19 protein-coding genes and 2 pseudogenes are annotated in these 16,957 nt (G+C 67.5%); 12 read left to right on the plus strand and 9 right to left on the minus strand.

Annotated features, from left to right (window positions below; genetic code table 11):
* Position 1 precedes the first annotated feature (1 nt).
* Positions 2 to 880, minus strand: coding sequence for an enoyl-CoA hydratase-related protein (locus tag ABD140_RS16255; protein ID WP_344241593.1), 879 nt, complete (start codon positions 878 to 880; stop codon positions 2 to 4).
* 128 nt (positions 881 to 1,008) lie between these two features.
* Between ABD140_RS16255 and ABD140_RS16260 the strand changes: the two genes are divergently transcribed.
* A complete protein-coding gene (locus ABD140_RS16260) occupies positions 1,009 to 1,818 on the plus strand; it encodes a class I SAM-dependent methyltransferase (RefSeq protein ID WP_344241595.1) in 810 nt (269 codons plus the stop codon).
* Between the two features lie 94 nt (positions 1,819 to 1,912).
* Here ABD140_RS16260 and ABD140_RS16265 read toward each other — a convergent pair whose 3' ends face one another.
* Complete coding sequence (locus tag ABD140_RS16265) at positions 1,913 to 2,431, minus strand: hypothetical protein (RefSeq protein WP_344241597.1); 519 nt, start codon at positions 2,429 to 2,431, stop codon at positions 1,913 to 1,915.
* 244 nt (positions 2,432 to 2,675) lie between these two features.
* On the opposite strand from ABD140_RS16265, the gene ABD140_RS16270 reads away from it, so the two are divergent.
* The 4 genes from ABD140_RS16270 (at position 2,676) to ABD140_RS16285 (ending at position 5,641) form a co-directional block, all read left to right on the plus strand.
* A complete protein-coding gene (locus ABD140_RS16270) occupies positions 2,676 to 3,821 on the plus strand; it encodes a M48 family metalloprotease (RefSeq protein WP_344241599.1) in 1,146 nt (381 codons plus the stop codon).
* Positions 3,822 to 4,009: 188 nt separating this feature from the next.
* On the plus strand, positions 4,010 to 4,552 hold the full coding sequence (locus tag ABD140_RS16275; RefSeq protein ID WP_344241601.1) for a hypothetical protein: 543 nt from the start codon (positions 4,010 to 4,012) through the stop codon (positions 4,550 to 4,552).
* Complete coding sequence (locus ABD140_RS16280; protein WP_344241603.1) at positions 4,546 to 5,208, plus strand: hypothetical protein; 663 nt, start codon at positions 4,546 to 4,548, stop codon at positions 5,206 to 5,208. Before ABD140_RS16275 ends, ABD140_RS16280 begins: the two co-directional genes overlap by 7 nt.
* Before the next feature lie 82 nt (positions 5,209 to 5,290).
* The gene (locus tag ABD140_RS16285; protein ID WP_344241605.1) at positions 5,291 to 5,641 is read left to right on the plus strand and encodes an STAS domain-containing protein; all 351 of its coding nucleotides are present in this window, start codon (positions 5,291 to 5,293) and stop codon (positions 5,639 to 5,641) included.
* Between the two features lie 9 nt (positions 5,642 to 5,650).
* Here the strand turns inward: ABD140_RS16285 and ABD140_RS16290 are convergent, their stop codons facing one another.
* Complete coding sequence (locus tag ABD140_RS16290) at positions 5,651 to 5,863, minus strand: helix-turn-helix domain-containing protein (RefSeq protein ID WP_344241607.1); 213 nt, start codon at positions 5,861 to 5,863, stop codon at positions 5,651 to 5,653.
* A 138-nt stretch (positions 5,864 to 6,001) separates the two neighbouring features.
* On the opposite strand from ABD140_RS16290, the gene ABD140_RS16295 reads away from it, so the two are divergent.
* A complete protein-coding gene (locus ABD140_RS16295; protein ID WP_344241609.1) occupies positions 6,002 to 6,958 on the plus strand; it encodes a D-isomer specific 2-hydroxyacid dehydrogenase family protein in 957 nt (318 codons plus the stop codon).
* A 294-nt stretch (positions 6,959 to 7,252) separates the two neighbouring features.
* On the opposite strand, the gene ABD140_RS16300 is transcribed toward ABD140_RS16295, so the two are convergent.
* On the minus strand, positions 7,253 to 7,606 hold the full coding sequence (locus tag ABD140_RS16300) for an STAS domain-containing protein (RefSeq protein ID WP_344241611.1): 354 nt from the start codon (positions 7,604 to 7,606) through the stop codon (positions 7,253 to 7,255).
* Positions 7,607 to 7,673: 67 nt separating this feature from the next.
* Complete coding sequence (locus tag ABD140_RS16305; RefSeq protein WP_344241613.1) at positions 7,674 to 8,303, minus strand: hypothetical protein; 630 nt, start codon at positions 8,301 to 8,303, stop codon at positions 7,674 to 7,676.
* A gap of 274 nt (positions 8,304 to 8,577) precedes the next feature.
* Here ABD140_RS16305 and ABD140_RS16310 point away from each other — a divergent pair, with 274 nt between their 5' ends.
* The 4 genes from ABD140_RS16310 to ABD140_RS16325 are packed head-to-tail and all read left to right on the plus strand — an operon-like array spanning position 8,578 to position 12,394.
* Complete coding sequence (locus ABD140_RS16310) at positions 8,578 to 9,162, plus strand: hypothetical protein (RefSeq protein WP_344241615.1); 585 nt, start codon at positions 8,578 to 8,580, stop codon at positions 9,160 to 9,162.
* Positions 9,156 to 9,962 (plus strand): hypothetical protein, encoded by an 807-nt coding sequence (locus tag ABD140_RS16315; RefSeq protein WP_344241617.1) that lies wholly within the window; start codon positions 9,156 to 9,158, stop codon positions 9,960 to 9,962. Before ABD140_RS16310 ends, ABD140_RS16315 begins: the two co-directional genes overlap by 7 nt.
* A gap of 15 nt (positions 9,963 to 9,977) precedes the next feature.
* Positions 9,978 to 10,709, plus strand: coding sequence for a hypothetical protein (locus ABD140_RS16320; RefSeq protein WP_344241619.1), 732 nt, complete (start codon positions 9,978 to 9,980; stop codon positions 10,707 to 10,709).
* Positions 10,706 to 12,394 carry a serine/threonine-protein kinase gene (locus ABD140_RS16325; RefSeq protein ID WP_344241621.1) on the plus strand — a complete coding sequence of 563 codons (1,689 nt, stop codon included), beginning with the start codon at positions 10,706 to 10,708 and terminating at the stop codon, positions 12,392 to 12,394. The genes ABD140_RS16320 and ABD140_RS16325 overlap by 4 nt, the downstream gene beginning before the upstream one ends.
* Before the next feature lie 276 nt (positions 12,395 to 12,670).
* On the opposite strand, the gene ABD140_RS16330 is transcribed toward ABD140_RS16325, so the two are convergent.
* Positions 12,671 to 12,826 carry a DUF397 domain-containing protein gene (locus ABD140_RS16330; RefSeq protein WP_344241623.1) on the minus strand — a complete coding sequence of 52 codons (156 nt, stop codon included), beginning with the start codon at positions 12,824 to 12,826 and terminating at the stop codon, positions 12,671 to 12,673.
* 22 nt (positions 12,827 to 12,848) lie between these two features.
* Positions 12,849 to 13,697 (minus strand): annotated as a pseudogene (locus tag ABD140_RS16335) (helix-turn-helix domain-containing protein).
* A gap of 800 nt (positions 13,698 to 14,497) precedes the next feature.
* Here ABD140_RS16335 and ABD140_RS16340 point away from each other — a divergent pair.
* Positions 14,498 to 15,265: pseudogene (locus tag ABD140_RS16340) on the plus strand (transposase family protein).
* Positions 15,266 to 15,392: 127 nt separating this feature from the next.
* On the opposite strand, the gene ABD140_RS16345 reads toward ABD140_RS16340, so the two are convergent.
* Both ABD140_RS16345 and tnpA read right to left on the minus strand, forming a co-directional pair.
* Positions 15,393 to 15,737 carry a hypothetical protein gene (locus tag ABD140_RS16345; RefSeq protein ID WP_344241625.1) on the minus strand — a complete coding sequence of 115 codons (345 nt, stop codon included), beginning with the start codon at positions 15,735 to 15,737 and terminating at the stop codon, positions 15,393 to 15,395.
* A gap of 118 nt (positions 15,738 to 15,855) precedes the next feature.
* Positions 15,856 to 16,284 carry an IS200/IS605 family transposase gene (tnpA, locus tag ABD140_RS16350; protein WP_344241627.1) on the minus strand — a complete coding sequence of 143 codons (429 nt, stop codon included), beginning with the start codon at positions 16,282 to 16,284 and terminating at the stop codon, positions 15,856 to 15,858.
* Positions 16,285 to 16,307: 23 nt separating this feature from the next.
* Between tnpA and ABD140_RS16355 the strand changes: the two genes are divergently transcribed.
* Positions 16,308 to 16,957, plus strand: a 650-nt coding sequence (locus ABD140_RS16355) for a nuclease/transposase family protein (protein ID WP_486303345.1), incomplete at its 3' end; no start/stop codon positions are given.

Here is a 16,957-nt window from a genome sequence, read left to right on the forward strand (position 1 = left end):
CTCAGTCCTCCCGGTGGCGGGGGAAGTCCGGAACGGCCTCCGGCAGGTCGCGGGAGACCTTCATCGGGAAGGCCGGCGGACGCTTGGCCAGGAACGACTCGATGCCCTCGCCGGCGTCGGCCGCGGCGCCCAGCACCGTCATCAGCCGGGAGTCGTTGGCGTGCGCCTGCCAGGGCGTCTCGGCCGACATCCCCGCATACATGAGGCGGCGGATGGAGGCGACGGCGACGGCCGAGGTGTTCTCGACGACCTCGCGCGCCAGTTCGTACGCGGCGGGCAGCAGTTCCTCGTGCGGGACCACCCGGGAGACGAGGCCGCCCGCGAGCGCCTCGGCCGCGGGGAAGACCCGGCCCGTCATCGCCCACTCCATCGCCTGGGAGATGCCGACGATGCGCGGCAGGTACCAGGAGGAGGCGGCCTCGGTGACGATGCCGCGGCGGGCGAAGACGAACCCGAACCTGGCCTTGTCCGAGGCGATCCGCACGTCCATCGGCAGCGTCATGGTCACGCCGACGCCGACGGCCGGGCCGTTGATCGCGCCGATGACGGGCTTGAGGCAGCGGGCGGTGCGCAGCACGACGGTGCCGCCGCCGTCGCGGGGCGTGCCGTCCTGGAGGCGCTCTTCCCCGCCGAACATCTCCGGCGCCTGCTCGTAGTCGAAGGTGCCCGCCCCCGACGAGAGGTCGGCCCCGGCGCAGAACGCCCGGCCCGCGCCGGTGACGACCACGACCCGCACGTCGTCGTCGGCGTCGATCCGGTCGAACGCGTCGAGGGTCTCCAGCCGCATCCGGTTGGTGTAGGCGTTGAGCTGCTCGGGGCGGTTCAGGGTGATCGTGGCGATACCGTCCTCGACCCGGTAGCCGATCTCCGCGTATTCCATGATCCACCTCTTCCGCCTGGACGTCGGGGCGAGTCTAGGAGATCACTCTCCGGCGCCTCCGGGCGGCCGCCGACCTGTCGGGGTGTCACCTCCGCACACGTGGACTTTCGTCGGATATCTTCGCTCCTATGAACTGGTCCGTGGCGACGTACGACTCCGCCTTCGGATACGTCTCCGCGCACGGCGAACCCCTCATCGACCTGCTGGACCCCCAGCCCGGCGAGAAGGTCATCGACCTGGGCTGCGGCGCGGGCCTGCTCACCGCCGAGCTCCACGCGCGCGGCGCGCAGCCGCTGGGCATCGACGGCAACGTCCACCTCATCGCCCAGGCCACCTCCCAGTTCCCCGAGCTGTCCTTCACCGTCGGCGACGCGCACGACTTCACCGTCTCCGACGCCTACGACGCGGTGATCTCCATGTCGGCGCTGCACTGGATGGTGCGCGACCCCGACGCGGTGATCGCCCGCGTGTACTCGGCGCTGCGGCCCGGCGGCCGGTTCGTCGCCGAGATGGGCGGCGCGGGCAACTGCGCCGAGCTGATCGCCGCGATGCAGACGGCCTGGCGCGAGTTCGGGCTGACCGAGCCGGAGCTGCCGTGGTTCTTCCCCACCCCCGCCGGCTACGCCGGGCGGCTGGAGGAGGCGGGCTTCACCGTCCGGCTGCTGGAGTACTTCGACCGCCCCACCCGGATGACCGAGGGGCCCGACGGCGCCGCCGACTGGGTGCGCGTGTACGCCGCCGAGCCGCTGCGGGACGTGCCGCCGCCGCTCGTCCAGCCGCTGCTGGAGCGGGTGAACGAGCTGGCCGCCCCGGCGCTGCGCCGGGAGTCCGGCTGGGTCGCCGACTACGTGCGGCTGCGCTTCGCCGCCGTCCGCAAGGCCGACGGCGCCCCGCCGCCGCCCGGCTTCGAGCCCTTCCCGCCGGGGCCCTCCTTCTGAGGAACGCCGCGCTGAGGAACACCGCGCGGGTCCGCCTGAGGCGCATCGCGCGGCTCCGCTCCCGGCGGGCTCCGCAGAGCCGCTCCCGGCGGGCTCAGCGGGTGCCGATGGCGGCGGGGAGCTCCAGGGCCAGGATCTGGTCGAGCTGCAGGACGGTCTCCAGGCGGGCGCCCGGCGCGACGTCCTCGTCGTCCATCAGGCCGTCCAGGACCTCCAGGGCGCGCGGCACGTCCAGGTCGTCGCAGAGGGCGGCCAGCGTCTCCTCGGCGTAGGGGGCGTGGATGGGCCGGGAGGGCCCGGTGGCCCAGGCGGCGACCCTGTCCCGCCAGCGCGCCAGGTCGGCCGCGGCGGCGCTGACCGCTTCCGGTCCCAGGTGCGCCTCCTCCCGGTAGCGGCGGCGCAGGAGGGCGAGCCGCAGCGCCGCGGGTTCGGTGCCGGCGGTCTGCGGAGACGACCAGGCCGCCACCCCGACGGACGCCCCGGAGGTGAGGTTCCCCACACCCACGGCGCCCGGAAGTGGATCTCCGGCCTCCATCGGGGGGATGCCCAGCCACCCGTGATCGGCCGTGTGAGCTGCGGTGGTGAGGACGCGGCGGCGCAACCTGAGCCCCACCCGGCGCAGCATGTCGGCGGTGAGACAGACTCGCAGGTCATCCGGCTGAAACACGTAGAGTCTCAAGGGCCCGGGCCGGACTCCGACGACCTGTCCGGTCCGGGTCTCCAATAGGCGCAGCATGCCCACCAGCTTAGGCACGCGCCTCAGACGCCGCGGGCGGCGTTCCGGTTCGGGTGAACCGCGACACCGGTGGTGATCGACCGGTCATTTCGTCGTCACACGTTGGTAGCCTCCGGTCCTTGTGAAGACAGCACCCGGTTTCGGTGCGGCCCCCGCCGCCCTGCCGATCACCGCCGAGAGCCAGCCTGACCTGTGGCTGCTGGTGGCCGACACCGCCGCCAGGCTCGGCGTGCCCGCGCCCGACGAGGTCGACCTGTACCCAGTGCCGGAGGTCGTCGCCCTGCCCGGCAGGCTGCTGCTCGGCCTCCCCTACGTGCTCGACCTGCCCGCCGACGAACTGGCGGCGGTCGTCGCCCACGAGCTGGTGCACCTGCACGCCGCCGCGCGGCTGGTGCCCGCCGGAGGGGCCGGCGCCGAGACCCTCGCGGACGCGCTCGTCGCGCAGGTCGTCTCGCCCGAGTCCGTCGCGGCGGCGCTCGTGCACGCCTCCTACCTGTCGCTGACCTTCGAGCGGTTCGTCCTGCAGTACGTGGGGCCGCTGGCGGCGGCCGGCTGGTACCCGGTGGACTTCTGGGCCGCCTGGCGCTGGCGGCTGGGCCAGGAGCGCGAGCGGTTCGAGCTGCCCGAGCTCGCCGGGCGGGTCACGGCCCTGCTCGGCACCTCCCGCGTCCCCGCCACGGCCGCCGGGGTGCGCCCGGTGCCGCTGCGCCCGCTGCCCGTCGAGGTGGAGGCCGGGTTCGCCAAGCAGCTGGCCGAGCGGCTCGGCAACGCCGCGCCCGGCCCGGTCACGCCCGCGCCGCTGCCGCCCGCCCCCTGCCCGACGTCGGTGCGCCTCGGCACGCCGGCGCGGACCGCGCCCGAGCCCGAGCCGCCGGGGCTGCGCGCGGTGACGTTCGACGCCGCCGACACCGCGGTGTGGGAGGAGGCCGCCACGCAGTGCGCGATCCGGGTGCGCGAGGTCGCCGCCGAACTCCTCGGCCACCCGGCGGTGCTCGCCCGCGACGTGCTCGCCCTCGTCCGGGAGGGGCGCGCCGCGGAGATCCTGGAGCGCTGCGGCGGCCAGTCGCCCGAGCTGTTCCCGGTCAGCCGCATCCTGGTGCCGTTCGTCAGCGACCTCCTGCGCCGCCGCGGCCACCACCCCGAGCACGTGCTGCGCCAGCACGTGCTCATCGGCCCGGACTTCGAGCGCGTCGACCTGGACGAGCTGATCGACCCGCTGGAGCGCGGAGCCGACCCGGACCCCCGGCTGCTGCGCCTCCTCGGCTGACCCTTCCGCCCGGCGGCACGGCCTGCGGGCCGCCCGCGCGGCCCGGTGGACGCGCCGGCGGTTCGACGGGCCGCGTCGGCGGTTCGGCGGGCCGCCGCCCGGCGGGCGGAATCCTTCTGAGCGGGTTCGTGCCAAGTCTTGGTAGATCCGCGCTCGGGCCGGGCGGGGCGTCCCTAGGCTCCCGGGCCATGCGTCCCGCCTCGGCCTGTGCTCTGGTCTGCGCCCTGTTCCTCCCGCTGGCCGCGTGCACCGCCCGCGCCGAGGGAGGGGAGTTCGCGCCCGCGGGGGCCGCCATGCCCGCGGCCGCCCCGCCGTCGCCGCGGCCCTCACCGCCGCCGCCCCGGGTCGTCCTGGACTCCTACCGGGGGTTCCACCGGGTGCTGGAGACGGCGCTGGGCGACAACGACGCCTCGCTCCTGCCCGAGGTGGCGGCCGAGCCGCTGGCGTCCCGGCTCGTCGCGATGGTCGAGGACCAGCGCGACCGGGGGGTGGTGCGGCGCACCCATCTGGCGCTCAATCCGCGGGTCGCCTGGATCGAGCACCGGACGGCGCTGGTGCTGGACTGCGTGCGCTCCCCCGGCTTCGCGTCCTTCGACGCCGTGACGGGACGGCGGGTCGGGCCCCGTCCGGTGTCCGAGCAGGTGCTGGTGGAGACCCGGCTGAGGCTGGAGGACGCCTGGCTGGGGCGTACCTGGAAGGTGTGGCGGGTCGGCGAGGTGCGGCCGTGCTGACGTCCCTGGCCCTCGCCGTCGCCTTCGGCCCGCCGGAGCCCCGCCTGGTGGATCCGCGGTGCGAGGTCTCCGCGGTCGTCACCTGCCTGCAGACGCTCTCGGAGGGGCGGCCCGGACGGTACGCGCCGCGGTCCGAGCCCTACGTGGTGATCCCCTGCCCCACGGAGTCGCAGTTCTGCGTCACGACGTTGATCGCGGCCCCGAAGGTCGGCACCGCGGAGGTGGCCCGGATGGCTCTGGCGCGGCTGGAGATGCCGGTCCCGGTGCCGCGCACCCGGCCGTCGCCCACCAGTTACGTGGGCCTGCGGACGTTCCTGTGGCTGCAGTCGGACCTGTGGCACGTCTACCGGGCGCGGGCGCGGGTGGCGGGGCAGCGCGTCGTGCTGACCGGGCGCCCCCTGCGGGTCCGCTGGGACCTGGGGGACGGGCAGGAGGTGTGCGTGGGGCCCAGCGGTCCGGAAGGGCCCTGTTCGCACGTCTGGACGCGGTCCGCCCGCGCGCCCTACACCGTCACCGCGACCGTCGAGTACGGGGTCTCCTGGACGTGCGAGGGCGCCTGCGACGCGCCGTCGGGGACGCTGCCGGTCCTGGAGGCCTCCGGGAGCACCGCGGTGCTCGTCCGGGAGATCCAGACCCATGCGCATGGTCCGAGGTAAGGATCAGTAAATTTCCCCCGCCCCTCTTGGCAACCGAACGTAGGCGGGCGACTCTGAATAGTCACGGGGAAAGGGGGCTTCCATGGAGTATGCAGCTGAAGTGTCGGACTATGGGCGCTATGTCCTGATCGACGTGCACGGAGAGCTGGACGTGGCGTCCGAGCCCAAATTCCGCGAGGCCCTGCTGTCCTCCATCGGCTTCGGCGACCGCGCCCTCGTCGTCAACCTGCGCGACGTGCGCTTCTGCGCGGCGGCGGGCCTCAACAGCATCGTCACCACGCAGAAGATGACCCGGGGGCTCGGCCCTGGGGTGGCGGTGGCCGGCGCGATCCCCCGGGTGCGCAAGGCCTTCGAGATCACCCGCCTGGACCGGGTGATCCCCCTGTACGACACCGTTCCCGAGGCCGTACGGGCCCTGCTGGACGCCGAGTGACCCCCCGGGTCAGGTCACCTTGGCGCGCCGGGCGCCGCCGCGGCCGCGCAGGGTGACGCCATGGTCGACCAGGAGCCGGTGCACGGCACCGTACGAGCGTCCCGTCTCGGCGGCGAGCTGCCTGATGCTCCGGCCCGACTGGTAGGCCTCCGCCAGCTCCTTCGCCAGCTCCTCCCGCCGGGCACCGGACAGACGTTCGCCCTTCTTCACCGCTTCGGTCATCGGATGCCTCCTCGTTTGGTGAATCGCTCGTGTAGATCACAGTAACTCGCGAAGATCGCACTTTCTATGGCTATGGGCGAGTCATCCGTCACCGAACGAAATCACGGCGATGTGGGAGAAAGTGGGAGGCTTCGGGGTATGAACGTAAGAATCGCTATCGCGCCGGAAGCCGCGATCGAAGGGGTCGGACGTCCCACGGACGTCTCCGTGGGGCCCCTGCGGGAACGCGTCGCCAGAGCCGTCGAGGACGGCGGCGGCGAGGTGGTGCCGCTGGAAGACGCCGACGGGCTCGTGTGGCTGCTGCCCGGCGGCCCCGGGCCCCTCATGGAGGCCCTGGACGCCCATCCGCGCCTGCGCTGGGTGCAGCTGCCGTGGGCGGGCGTCGAACACTTCACCGAGGCGTTCTCCTACCCGCAGGCCTTCACCTGCGCCAAGGGCTCCTACGCCAAGCAGGTCAGCGAGCACGCCCTCATGCTGGCCCTGGCGTGCCTGCGCGACCTCGTCCGGCACGCGCGCGCCCCGCACTGGAACCCCATCGACCCGCGCTCCCTGGGCGGGCTGAACGTGACGATCCTCGGCGGCGGCGGCATCGCCACGGAGCTCGTCCGGCTGCTCGGACCGTTCGGCTGCCGCGTGCGGGTCCTGCGGCGCAGCACCACCCCGCTGGAAGGAGCCGACGAGACCCTGCCGATCTCCCGGCTGCACGACGTCCTGCCGACCACCGACGTGCTCGTCGTGGCGTTGGCGCTCACCCCGCAGACCCGGCACATCGTGGGAGCGCCGGAATTCGCGCTCCTGCCGCCGGGCGCCGTCCTGGTGAACGTGGCGCGCGGCCCGCACGTCGACACCGAGGCGCTCCTCAAGGCGCTCGCCGCGGGCCAGGTCACCGCGGCCGGGCTGGACGTGACCGACCCCGAACCGCTCCCCGCGGAGCACCCTCTGTGGAGCCACGACCAGGTTCTGATCACCTCGCACTGCGCCGACTCGTCGGAGTACGTGGCGACGATGCTGTGCGAGCGGGTGACGGAGAACGTACGGCTGTTCGCCGCCGACCGCCCGCTGGTCGGCCTCGTCGACCCCGCCGCCGGTTACTGACCTTCCGGCCTCCTGCGGGCGCGTCCTCTGGCGCGTGACGCACCCGCGGGGCCCGATCGGCCGCGGCTCTCCTCGGTGAGGAGACGCGCGTGTGGCGCGCCTACGGGGCTCGCCGTGCCCGCTCTTGGAGGCGACTCGACCGCGTGTGACGCGCCTGCAGACCGATCGTCCGACCGTTGGCCGACTGTCTGGCCGGTTCGGCGCGTGACGGGGTCGGCTGTTCGGCCGGTTCGGCCGGTTCGGCCGTTGGTCGGCCGCTCGGCGCGGGACGGGGGCGGGTGGCGTCTTCGGCGCTCAGGCGGCCGCGACGGCCTCGGCCACGGTGTCGTGCAGACGGAGCGGCTGGTCCAGGCGGGTCGTGTGCAGCACCTGGGTGATGTGGGGGTTGGCCCCGGCCAGGGCGAAGGAGCCCTCGTGGTAGCGCAGGCGCTGCCAGATCCCGACCAGCACCGCCAGGCCCGTGCTGTCCAGGAACGACACGTCCGTCAGATCCACCACGAGCCTGCGCATCCCGCCTTCGAGGAGATCGAGCAGGAACTCGCGCAACGCCGGCGCGGTGAACACGTCGACCTCGCCGCTGGGGTGCACCACGGTGACCTCCCCGTCGACCCGGTGCCGCAGCCGCAAACGCTCGTCGGCTCCCACCATCGTCCACCTCCACGTTCTCAGCGGTACTGCTCGCGTTCAGTCCTCTGTCCTGTGCGGCCCCACCGTCTCACGCGCCCGGCTGGTACGGGAGAGGGGGTGGCTGCGGCGCGGCGCCCGGCGGAGGCACCGCAGGCGAGGACCCGCCGGCCACCGGCCGGTCCGTCGGAGGCTGCCCCGGAGCGGAGAAGTCCGGCTGCCCCGGGACCCCCGGCTGTCCGGGCCCGCCCGGTTGTCCGGGCCCGCCGACCGCGAACGGCAACTGCGGGTAGGGCACGGCCGGAGGCCGCTGCAGCACCACCCAGCGCGAAGGAGGCACCGACGCCGCCAGCAGCACCGCCCCCACCGCGAGGAGCAGCCCCGTACCGGACAGGGTCAGGAACCCGACCCCCGTGTCCCCCGGCAGGAAGTCGAGGAGATGCCGGCTGAGCACATAAGGCTCGACCAGCGCGGCCGCCCCGAGCCCGCCGAACACCAGCCCCGGGATCAGCGACGCCAACGGCGACACCCGCGACCCGCACAGCCACCCGACGATCACTCCGCCCGCCGTCAGCAGCACGATCCCCAGCACCGACACCTCCATGGCGAGCCGGTACATCCTCGACGCCTCCGTGATCCCGTAGCACCACAGCAGCAGCACCACCGGCGCCGCCACCACCCCCGCCACGATCCCCAGCGCGTGCCTGGCCGCGTTGTTCATGTCCTCTCCTCCCGGTCGCAGAGAGTCTCCATCAGTCTTCCCGCCCTTACAACAGTTCAGTGAAACCTTGTCATCATTCCTGACATGCCATCACGGTCAGCACACATACCACCAGACGACACGTCCGAAATAAGGATTCATCCGGTTTCCCCGCCCGTTCCACGACTCCCGATGAAACGTCGATAACTCTTGCGATGCAGGGGTTACAAGCCTTCTGACCCCTCTGTAGGCTCCGGTCGTGCACTATCCCGCCACGCCGGATTGAGCAGACGCCATGAAGACCCTCCGGTACGCCCTCCCCGCCGTGGCCCTGCTGTGCGCCCTCCCCCTCACCGCCTGCGCCTCGTCGCCCCCTTCCTCCGAAACCGGCGCGTTCGCCCCCTCCGACGCCCCCACCGCGCCCCCTCAGAGCGCCCCCGCCTCCACCGCTCCCCCCGTCCCGTCGTCCATCACCCGCGCCCAGGCGGACGACAACGTCCTGGAGCGCTACCGCGCCTACCAACGCGCCTACGAGCAGGCCTACGCCACCGGCGACCCGTCCCCCCTCGCCGAGGTCGCCACAGAGCCCCTGCTCAGCATCATCACCGAGGACGTCAACGCCACCTTCAAAGACCGCAAGGGCGTCATCTGGCGCTTCCGCAACGTCCTCAACCCCAAGATCCACTCCCGCTCCAAGAACCTCGCCTCGATCGTGGTCGTCGACTGCGTCCGCACCCTCGGGGCCTACAAGTTCTCCGCGGCCACCGGAAAACGCATAGGCGGCACCGACAAGAGCGCCACATACGCCTACCAAGCCCGTTTCCAGTACGACGGCACCACCTGGAAGGCCGCCGAAGCCCGAAAGGGAAAGCGATGCTGACGTCCTTCAAAAAAGTCCCCTCCCGCGCCACCCTTCTCACCTTTACTCTGGCAGCGGCGTCTCTCTTCGCTCTTCCGACTCCCGCCTATGCCGGTCCTTGCGAAACGGGCGACGGATTCGGATGCGGAGCCGAAGGAGTGAACCCAGGCACGCCGGGAGACCCAGGAGTTCCCGGGAACACCGGCAACGGCAACGGCCAAAACGAAGGCGGTAACAACGGACCGGGAAACGGACCCGGCCTCGATGCCGGTGACGGGAACCTCGGAGGGGAAGTCGGAGACGCAGGAGAACCTGCGCTTCCTGACACCGAGGACACGATTGCCAAAGCGTTCAATAAGATCGAGTTCCCCGTCCCCACCATTGAAACCGCTCCAGATCCCAAGACGTTCGTCCGCGTGAAGACATCCTTCTGGATACCGGAGGAAGAAGCCGAAGACTTGGTCGTCCAAGCATCGGTCGGCGAGGCGGAGGGGGTGCAGCCGCAGACCATCACTGCTACCGCCGAGCTCAAGTATGTCCTCTGGGACCTCGTTGAAGACGAGATGCTCTGCGAGGGAGCCGGGCGGCCCAACGGCGAAGGCCCCGGCGAAGAGTGCGATTACTACTTCAAGACATCTTCGGCCTACCACGACATGGAGGCCTTCGAGGTCAAGGCGACACCCTACTGGAGCATCACGTGGACCTGTGAGGGCGTCTGCCCCGACGGAGAGGCCGGTGTCGTCGACGACGAGTACCCCTCCCCCGCCGGCGAGATCGAACTGGTCGTCGACGAGATCCAAACGGAAGCGAAAGACAACTGATCCGAAAGGCAAGTCTTGCCCACGCCCGGCACTCGCGAGTTTTTTGCTGCTTTTATTTGTCTTGCACTCGCCCTAGCAGGATGCAGCAAAGATCAGAGTAAGACGAGTCCACCGCCTACTTCTCCTTCCTCCCCCTCCCCCACTCCGATCCCCAGCTTCACGACGGAGCAGATAAAATCCTCTCTGCTCGACGAGAGGGATCTCGGCAAGGACTGGAAGGAGACGGAACAACTCAGCGCCTTCAAAGAAGGAGAGCTGAGAGGGTGCTCGGAAGCGAGAATAGAGCTCATCGGAGAACCTGCCAGGTCGAGCAAAAAATTCGGCGGACCCGACCACTCCTTCACAGGAGCGAACTACGCGCGGTTCATAGCCGTATACAAGAGCGCCGACCAGGCCTCCGATGCATTCGAGCAGGTACGTAACAGTCTCGCCAAATGCCCCGATAAGAAGAAAATCCCGTTCAAGCGCCTCCCCAAGAAGAAGTTCGTCTACCAGCATGATGACACATGGAAGCTGACGGAAAACGAGATCGAAGGCTGGCGACACGCACGGGGGTCCGAAAAGTCTGTCTATCCAGAATCCGTCAGCCTCATCAACGTCATCCATTACTCGATCGATTACGCCCAGCGCGGCAACGTTATTTTCAGCTCGATGTACTACCAGCGCGCCAAGCCGAAAGAATCCAGTGATCCCATCTTCGAAGCGGCCGACGAAATTTTGCTGGAGCAGCTGAAGCGGTTCAGGTGAACACGACTGGGTTGCTACACCAGTACACCGAGCTGCGGGACCTGGGACAGGGAGCCCAGGGGCGCGTGGTCCTGGCACGTCATACCGGATCTTCAGAACTGGTCGCCATCAAGCTCCTGTCCCCGGATCTCTTGCATGACGAGCATCTGGTGAGCGGGTTCCGCCGTGAGGCAGAACTGCTGTCCCAGGTACGTAATCCACACGTCGCCCAGGTTCGGGAGTACCTACAGAGCGGTGAACAAGTCGCAATCGTGATGGAGGCGGTCAACGGAGTCTCCTTGCACAAGGTGCTCGAAGCACATAGAAAGCTGACAGCCGAAGCCGCGTTGCTCGTGCTCAAAGGATCTCTGCTCGGACTTGATGCAGCGCATCAAAGGGGAATCGTTCACCGGGACTACAAACCTGCCAACGTCATGGTCCAGGAGGATGGACAGAGCAAGCTCATCGATTTCGGTGTGGCAACGCTAGCCGGCGAACGCTCGATGAGCGGAACCCCGGCCTACATGGCTCCCGAGCAGTGGAGGAGAGAAGAAGCCTCTCCTGCTACTGATGTTTATGCGGCCACATGTGTGTTCTATGAATGCGTGGCCGGGCATCGTCCTTTTCGGGCAGAAACCCGTGCGGAAATGGCTGTGCAGCACCTGCACTCTCCTGTTCCCTTGACGGACTTTCCCGAGGAACTTCGTGGGATCGTCACCGCCGGCATGGCCAAGGACCCAGCGGATCGACCTATCCAGGCCTCGGCATTCGTCCGCTGGCTGGAGGAGGTCGCTGCTGATACTTATGGCCAGGATTGGGAAATACGCGGAATTTCCGCGCTCGCAGCCGGAGCGGCATTGCTTGCCGTATCACTCCCTCTTGCTACGCTCACCTTCAATCCAGGTATCACCCATACGAGCACGAACTTGGCGAATACCACTCTCCCCCGAGGTGCAGGGAATAGTGGCCTGCAGGCGAAGGTCGGAAGCGGAAAGATAACTGTGTTCGGCGCAGGCGCTCTCGCAGTAGGAATCGCCTGCTGGATGATGTTCAGCGGTCCCGATATCGGCGGAACGTCAACCGCTTCCTACGAGCAGTGGTTCGACAATTCGGCCCTGCTGACAGGAAACGAAAGCATCCCGCAAGGAAGCAAAGCCGGCCCTGGAGTGCGATATCGACTGTCCATGTCTCCCGCGAGAGCCGAGCCTGGCACTCGGATCACCCTGAGTTCCAACGTCGAAGCCCGAGCCACCTGGGGACTCGAATACCTCTCCGAAAACAACTACCGATGCCACGAGCCTGAGAGCAAGAAAACAAATCCATTCCGCCAGAGCTACTCCTTTGGAATTAGCTATCTGTTCGAAGGGGAAGAGTCAAGGCAGGGAACCAGGGCCGTCTGGCTTTACCCCGAAGGCAACACCGTCGGCCTCCCTAAAGGCACCACGAAAATCAAGATACCGGCACGCTACTCAACAATTGAGAAGCCGAGTTATTATCGAAGTTCAGAGTGCGCATGGTCATTCCTGATCGAAGAGACCTACACGTTCACTCTTTCTCTCGGCATCAAACCTGGCGCCTACCTTATCTCTGCTTACAGTCCTCCAGGATTGATCGACTCAGCAGCACGCGGATCCACATCCATACCTTTGGAGTCAGTCGGCCTCCGCACCGAGGGGAGACTACCCAAAATCATTATTTCTGATTGACGCCAAGCAAAAGAGTGCGGCAAGTTCAACCGTATCGGCAGATACATCACCCAACGGAGCCTTCACGAAGACCACCGTTTATATAAAGGGTTTCATGAAGAAATTCCCTGTCGCCTGCCAGTGCTGAAGACGGTGCGGTAGGTGGGGAGAGATCGATGAGGACCCTTCAGGGCGTGAATCCCATCGCCGAAGCCGTGGATCGCTCTGCCGTCCCGAACGGGGTGAACCTCTTGCCGACCCGTGAAGTGGCTTGGTTTCAGGCGGCTTTGAGAGCGGTCAGGAGCATGTGGAAGTGGGCGGGGTGCAGGACAAAAGACGAGTGTCACGGTTTTTGGAGTCGCGGATCAGGATCGTGTGGTCGGTCGGGGCCACTTCGACGCAGGATCCCAATCCGTCAGTGTCGCTGTAGGTGCTCTTCCGCCAAGAGATCATCGTGGTGGGCCTTCCTCAGGTGTCAGGAACATGACGATAGGCGGTGGAGCAGGCCACGGGTATCGTCCTCAGGCAAGGCGGCGTCCCAGATATTCTGGAAAGTTCTGGCCAGGATGTCTATCTGCGATGGTTCTTCGACATAGGTCATGGTGAGGCTGGCTTCGGTGGTCGCGATGGGGAGCCTGCCCCGTACCCCGACTTCTATGATCGTGAAAGTTCCGTGGAAGTGGCCTGTGCCGTAGGGCAGGATCCGGAGGCCGATGTTCGGCTGCTCCATGGATGTCAGCAGGGATCGCATCTGCGTTCGCATCACTTCGATGCCGCCTATCTACTGGTGGAGCGCTCCTTCGTTGATGAGAACGCTCAGGACGGGCGCTTTCGGGTCGGTGAGAAGTTCTTGGCGTTTGACGCGTAGAGCGACGGCGGCCTCGATGTCATCGACTGCATACTCCTTGCACAGGGATGTGGAGAAGAGACTGCGGGCGTAGTCCTCGGTCTGCAGGAGGCCCGGGATCAGGTCCGTCTGGCGGTTGCGTATCGTCCTGGTGTCCTGTTCGAGGCTGATGAAGTCCATGAGTTCGGGAGTCTCCGCTCTGGCGTGGCGGTGCCACCAGCCGCGTTCGGCGCCCTTGATGGAGAGTTCCAGGAGGGCGGAGCGGAGAGGGTCCTGGACGCCGTACTTGTCGAGGATGTACTCCAGGTCGCGTTCGCGGATCATGGAGCCGCTCTCGATGCGGCAGAGGGAGGCCGTGGAGCGGCGGAGGAAAAGGGCGGCCTCGGTCAGGTCCATGCCGGCCTCCTGACGGAGGCGCTTCAGCTCCAGGCCTATACGGCGGAACCTGACTCTTGTCTGCCTCCCGGAACGTTCCATGCAGCAGTTCTACGCCTCACTTCACTCTGTTTTCGCGAGTAGCGCACAGGACGAAATTTTTCACTTGAGGCGAGGGACAGTCGCCGGATAGACGGCTTCCATGCCCGCAAGGAAGCAGGTGTCGTCGGCCCCTCACACGGCGAGTCACCGCCCACCGAAGTATCCGGCATACCGGCGAGAGGCTCATGTCTGTTGGAGGACGGGGCCAGGTCACCGGCCTCCAGTGCCGTCCAGTCGCTCCAGGACACGCCGTCGTCGGTCACCCGTCGCAAAGTGTGTCTTCGAACTCAAGCGGACGAACATGCCAGCAGATGGTCACCATGCTTGATCGAGTGCTTGGTCATTCACATCCGTTGAGGGCTTCGTATGCCCATTTCTCCGGGCCCCGGCGAGGCCGGTCCTGGAAGATCTCATCAGCGCAATCGACATGCACGGCGCGCTGGATCCAGCGCCTCAACTGCACGGAATCCTTACACTCCCGAATACGCACGCGGACGGACTCGGACGCCGATATACGCCGCGATCCCAAGATGAGGAAGATACTCTCGGCCCAGCCCTCGGTCCGGCCCTCCTCTCTGCCATCGAACCGGCCCTCCATCCGGCCCAGGGCTCTGACTCGGCAGGAGCAGCGGTTCGTGGGTTCGCAGTTCTCGCACGCCATCATGGAACCTTTTCCACCAGCCCAGGCGGTGTAGTTGATCACAGCATGGTCGCGGGCGGTGTGGCGGCCTGAGAACGCGAAGAAACCCCTGGTAGGACGGTTGATCTCTCACAACCCTCCGTCCGGCCAGAGGCTTCGGATGCTTTTCTATCGTGCTTCGCTGCCGTTGTCGCGCTCGACGCTGAACTACGTGACCGGGCTGGTCCGCCGTCACCGCAGCTCCATCTCCAGCAAGGGCAGAGCGCTGCCGCCCGGCGCCCAGGCACTGATGACACTGGCCTATCTGAAGAAGGGCGAGACGTTCGCCCAGCTCGCAGCCGGTTTCGGAGTCGGAACCACCACCGCTTGGCGCTACATCAACGAGACCGTCATGCTGCTGTCGGCCCGCTCGCCCAAACTGCACCAGGCGCTGCGCAAGGCGAAGAAAGACCAGGTGCAGCACCTCATCCTGGACGGCACCCTCATCCCCATCGACCGCGTGCGCGCCGACCGGCCGTTCTACTCCGGAAAACACAAGAAGCACGGCGTCAACCTGCAGGTCATCGCCGAACCCGACGGACAGATCGTGTGGGTGTCCGGAGCCGTGCCCGGATCGATCCACGACCTGAGAGCCGCCCGCAACCGGGGCATCATCCGTGCGCTGGCCGCCTGCGGGCTCCTGGTCCTGGTCGACAAGGGCTACCAGGGAGCCGATCCGGCGATCCTGACCCCGTACAAGGGCCGCAACAAGCCGGAGCCGCAAAAGCAGGCGAACCGCTGACACGCCAAGCTCCGCGGGCCCGGAGAGCGTGCAAATGCCCAGCTCAAGCAATGGAAGACTCTCGCCAGGCTACGCTGCTGCCCCCACCGAGCCGGCCACCTGGCCAAGGCCATCAGCGTCCTGCAGAACCGCGAGGCCGCCGCGTGATGGAAAAGGTTCATGATCTACTCTGTTCCGTCTGGCGGTTGTGTTTTTATGCTTCGCGTCATACGCCGTTTCCGTTCCTGCCCGATCGCTGTGACGGAACAGGATCCGCACGCGCGATGCGCGAAACTCACTTTCCGAACAGGTCATCGATGTGCTCGATGTGCACGGCGCGTTCGAGCCAGCGTTCGAGTTGAGCGGCGTCCGCACACGCACGGATACGGTCCCGAGCGTGCGGAGCGACCGGCACACCACGCGCCTTGAGAACGATCAGAACGTTCTTGGCCGCCTCCTCCACCTTCCCCCGGGCCTTCCCCTGGGCCTCTCCACGGGCCTCGCCGCGGGCCTCCAGGCGGCGGGCGTAGTCGCTGGTGTACTCGAAGTCCTTGGTGTCCATCAAATGCTCCAGGTGAAGTTTTCCGGCTCCCTTGAGGGAGCGGAGGATGAGTTCTGCGTACCGGCTCGCCTCGTCCACGCGGATCTCGTTCAACGAGATCCAGCAAGGAATCCCGGCCGTTCACGGCCGGGAGGAATTGCTCCCCGTAGAGCGGGGTCAGCGCCTCGCACCGAGTCTGCCCGAGTAGTAGCTCCCGTTAGTCGGGTCGTTTCTGCTGTTCGATGTACTCTTTGATGATTTTCAGTGGTGCGCCGCCGCAGGACGCGGCGAAGTACGACGGCGACCAGAAGTGATCGCCCCACAGGTGGCGGTGGGCGTGCTGGTGGAACTCTTTGCGCAGATAGTGCGCCGATACCCCTTTCAGTCGGTTGACGAGGGTCGAGATGGGGAGCTTGGGCGGATAGTGCACCAGGAGGTGTACGTGGTCGTCCTCGCCGTTGAACTCGCGCAGTTCTCCGCCGAGTCGGGCGCACACGTTGCGCATGACCTGCTCGCAGTGGATGAGCATGGCATCGGTGAGGACTCCGCGCCGGTATTTGGTGACGAAGACAAGATGGACATGCAAGTTGTAGACGACACTTCGTCCCCTGCGTATATCGGGATCTGGAGTCCATCTTGGTGACATGGACAAGATGATATTCTGCGCTTGTGAAGCTCACGGTGCAGGTGAAGCTCCTCCCGGACGAGGCCACCGCGGTGGCTTTGCGGGAGACGCTGCACGCCTGCAACCGGGCCGCCAATCACGCCTCCCGCCGCGCATTCGACACCGGCGTCAAAGGCGGGCAGGCGCTTCAGCGGTTGGTGTACGGCGAGGTGAAGGCGATGGGCCTGTCCGCCCAACCCGCCCTGCACGCTGTGCGCAAGACCGCCGGCGCTTATGCGACCTTGAAGGCGAACCTGAAGGCCGGGAACCACGGCCCGCCCGGCTCCAAGCGACGCCGGAAGGCGGAGTCCAAGCCGGTCCGCTTCCGCAAGGACTCCGCCCAGCCGTTCGACGACCGGTCCTTGTCCTGGCAGGCCAACGCCCGCACCGTCTCGATCTGGACCGTCCACGGCCGCGTGAAGGGCATCCCGTTCCAGGGCTCGCCCGTCCAACTGAAGCTGCTCACCGAACACCGGTGCGGGGAGTCCGACCTGGTGTTCCGCCGTGGGAACTGGTACCTGCACGCCACGTGCGAGGTCCCCGGGCCCGACTTGTCGGATCCGGTCGGCTTTGTGGGCGTGGATCTGGGCATCGTGAACATCGCCACCACCAGCGACGGCACCCGCCACTGCGGTAAGCACCTCAACCAGGTCCG

This window comes from Actinocorallia libanotica (genome assembly GCF_039525175.1).
Lineage (GTDB): Bacteria > Actinomycetota > Actinomycetes > Streptosporangiales > Streptosporangiaceae > Actinocorallia > Actinocorallia libanotica.

Excerpts from the sequence above, each read along its gene's own strand:
- ABD140_RS16305 (WP_344241613.1), bottom strand. The coding sequence starts at position 8,303 with ATGAACAACGCGGCCAGGCACGCGCTGGGGATCGTGGCGGGGGTGGTG.
- ABD140_RS16285 (WP_344241605.1), top strand. The coding sequence starts at position 5,291 with ATGGAGTATGCAGCTGAAGTGTCGGACTATGGGCGCTATGTCCTGATC.
- ABD140_RS16290 (WP_344241607.1), bottom strand. The coding sequence starts at position 5,863 with ATGACCGAAGCGGTGAAGAAGGGCGAACGTCTGTCCGGTGCCCGGCGG.
- ABD140_RS16275 (WP_344241601.1), top strand. The coding sequence starts at position 4,010 with ATGCGTCCCGCCTCGGCCTGTGCTCTGGTCTGCGCCCTGTTCCTCCCG.
- ABD140_RS16315 (WP_344241617.1), top strand. The coding sequence starts at position 9,156 with ATGCTGACGTCCTTCAAAAAAGTCCCCTCCCGCGCCACCCTTCTCACC.
- ABD140_RS16300 (WP_344241611.1), bottom strand. The coding sequence starts at position 7,606 with ATGGTGGGAGCCGACGAGCGTTTGCGGCTGCGGCACCGGGTCGACGGG.
- tnpA (WP_344241627.1), bottom strand. The coding sequence starts at position 16,284 with ATGTCACCAAGATGGACTCCAGATCCCGATATACGCAGGGGACGAAGT.
- ABD140_RS16330 (WP_344241623.1), bottom strand. The coding sequence starts at position 12,826 with ATGATCTCTTGGCGGAAGAGCACCTACAGCGACACTGACGGATTGGGA.
- ABD140_RS16295 (WP_344241609.1), top strand. The coding sequence starts at position 6,002 with ATGAACGTAAGAATCGCTATCGCGCCGGAAGCCGCGATCGAAGGGGTC.
- ABD140_RS16255 (WP_344241593.1), bottom strand. The coding sequence starts at position 880 with ATGGAATACGCGGAGATCGGCTACCGGGTCGAGGACGGTATCGCCACG.
- ABD140_RS16310 (WP_344241615.1), top strand. The coding sequence starts at position 8,578 with ATGAAGACCCTCCGGTACGCCCTCCCCGCCGTGGCCCTGCTGTGCGCC.
- ABD140_RS16260 (WP_344241595.1), top strand. The coding sequence starts at position 1,009 with ATGAACTGGTCCGTGGCGACGTACGACTCCGCCTTCGGATACGTCTCC.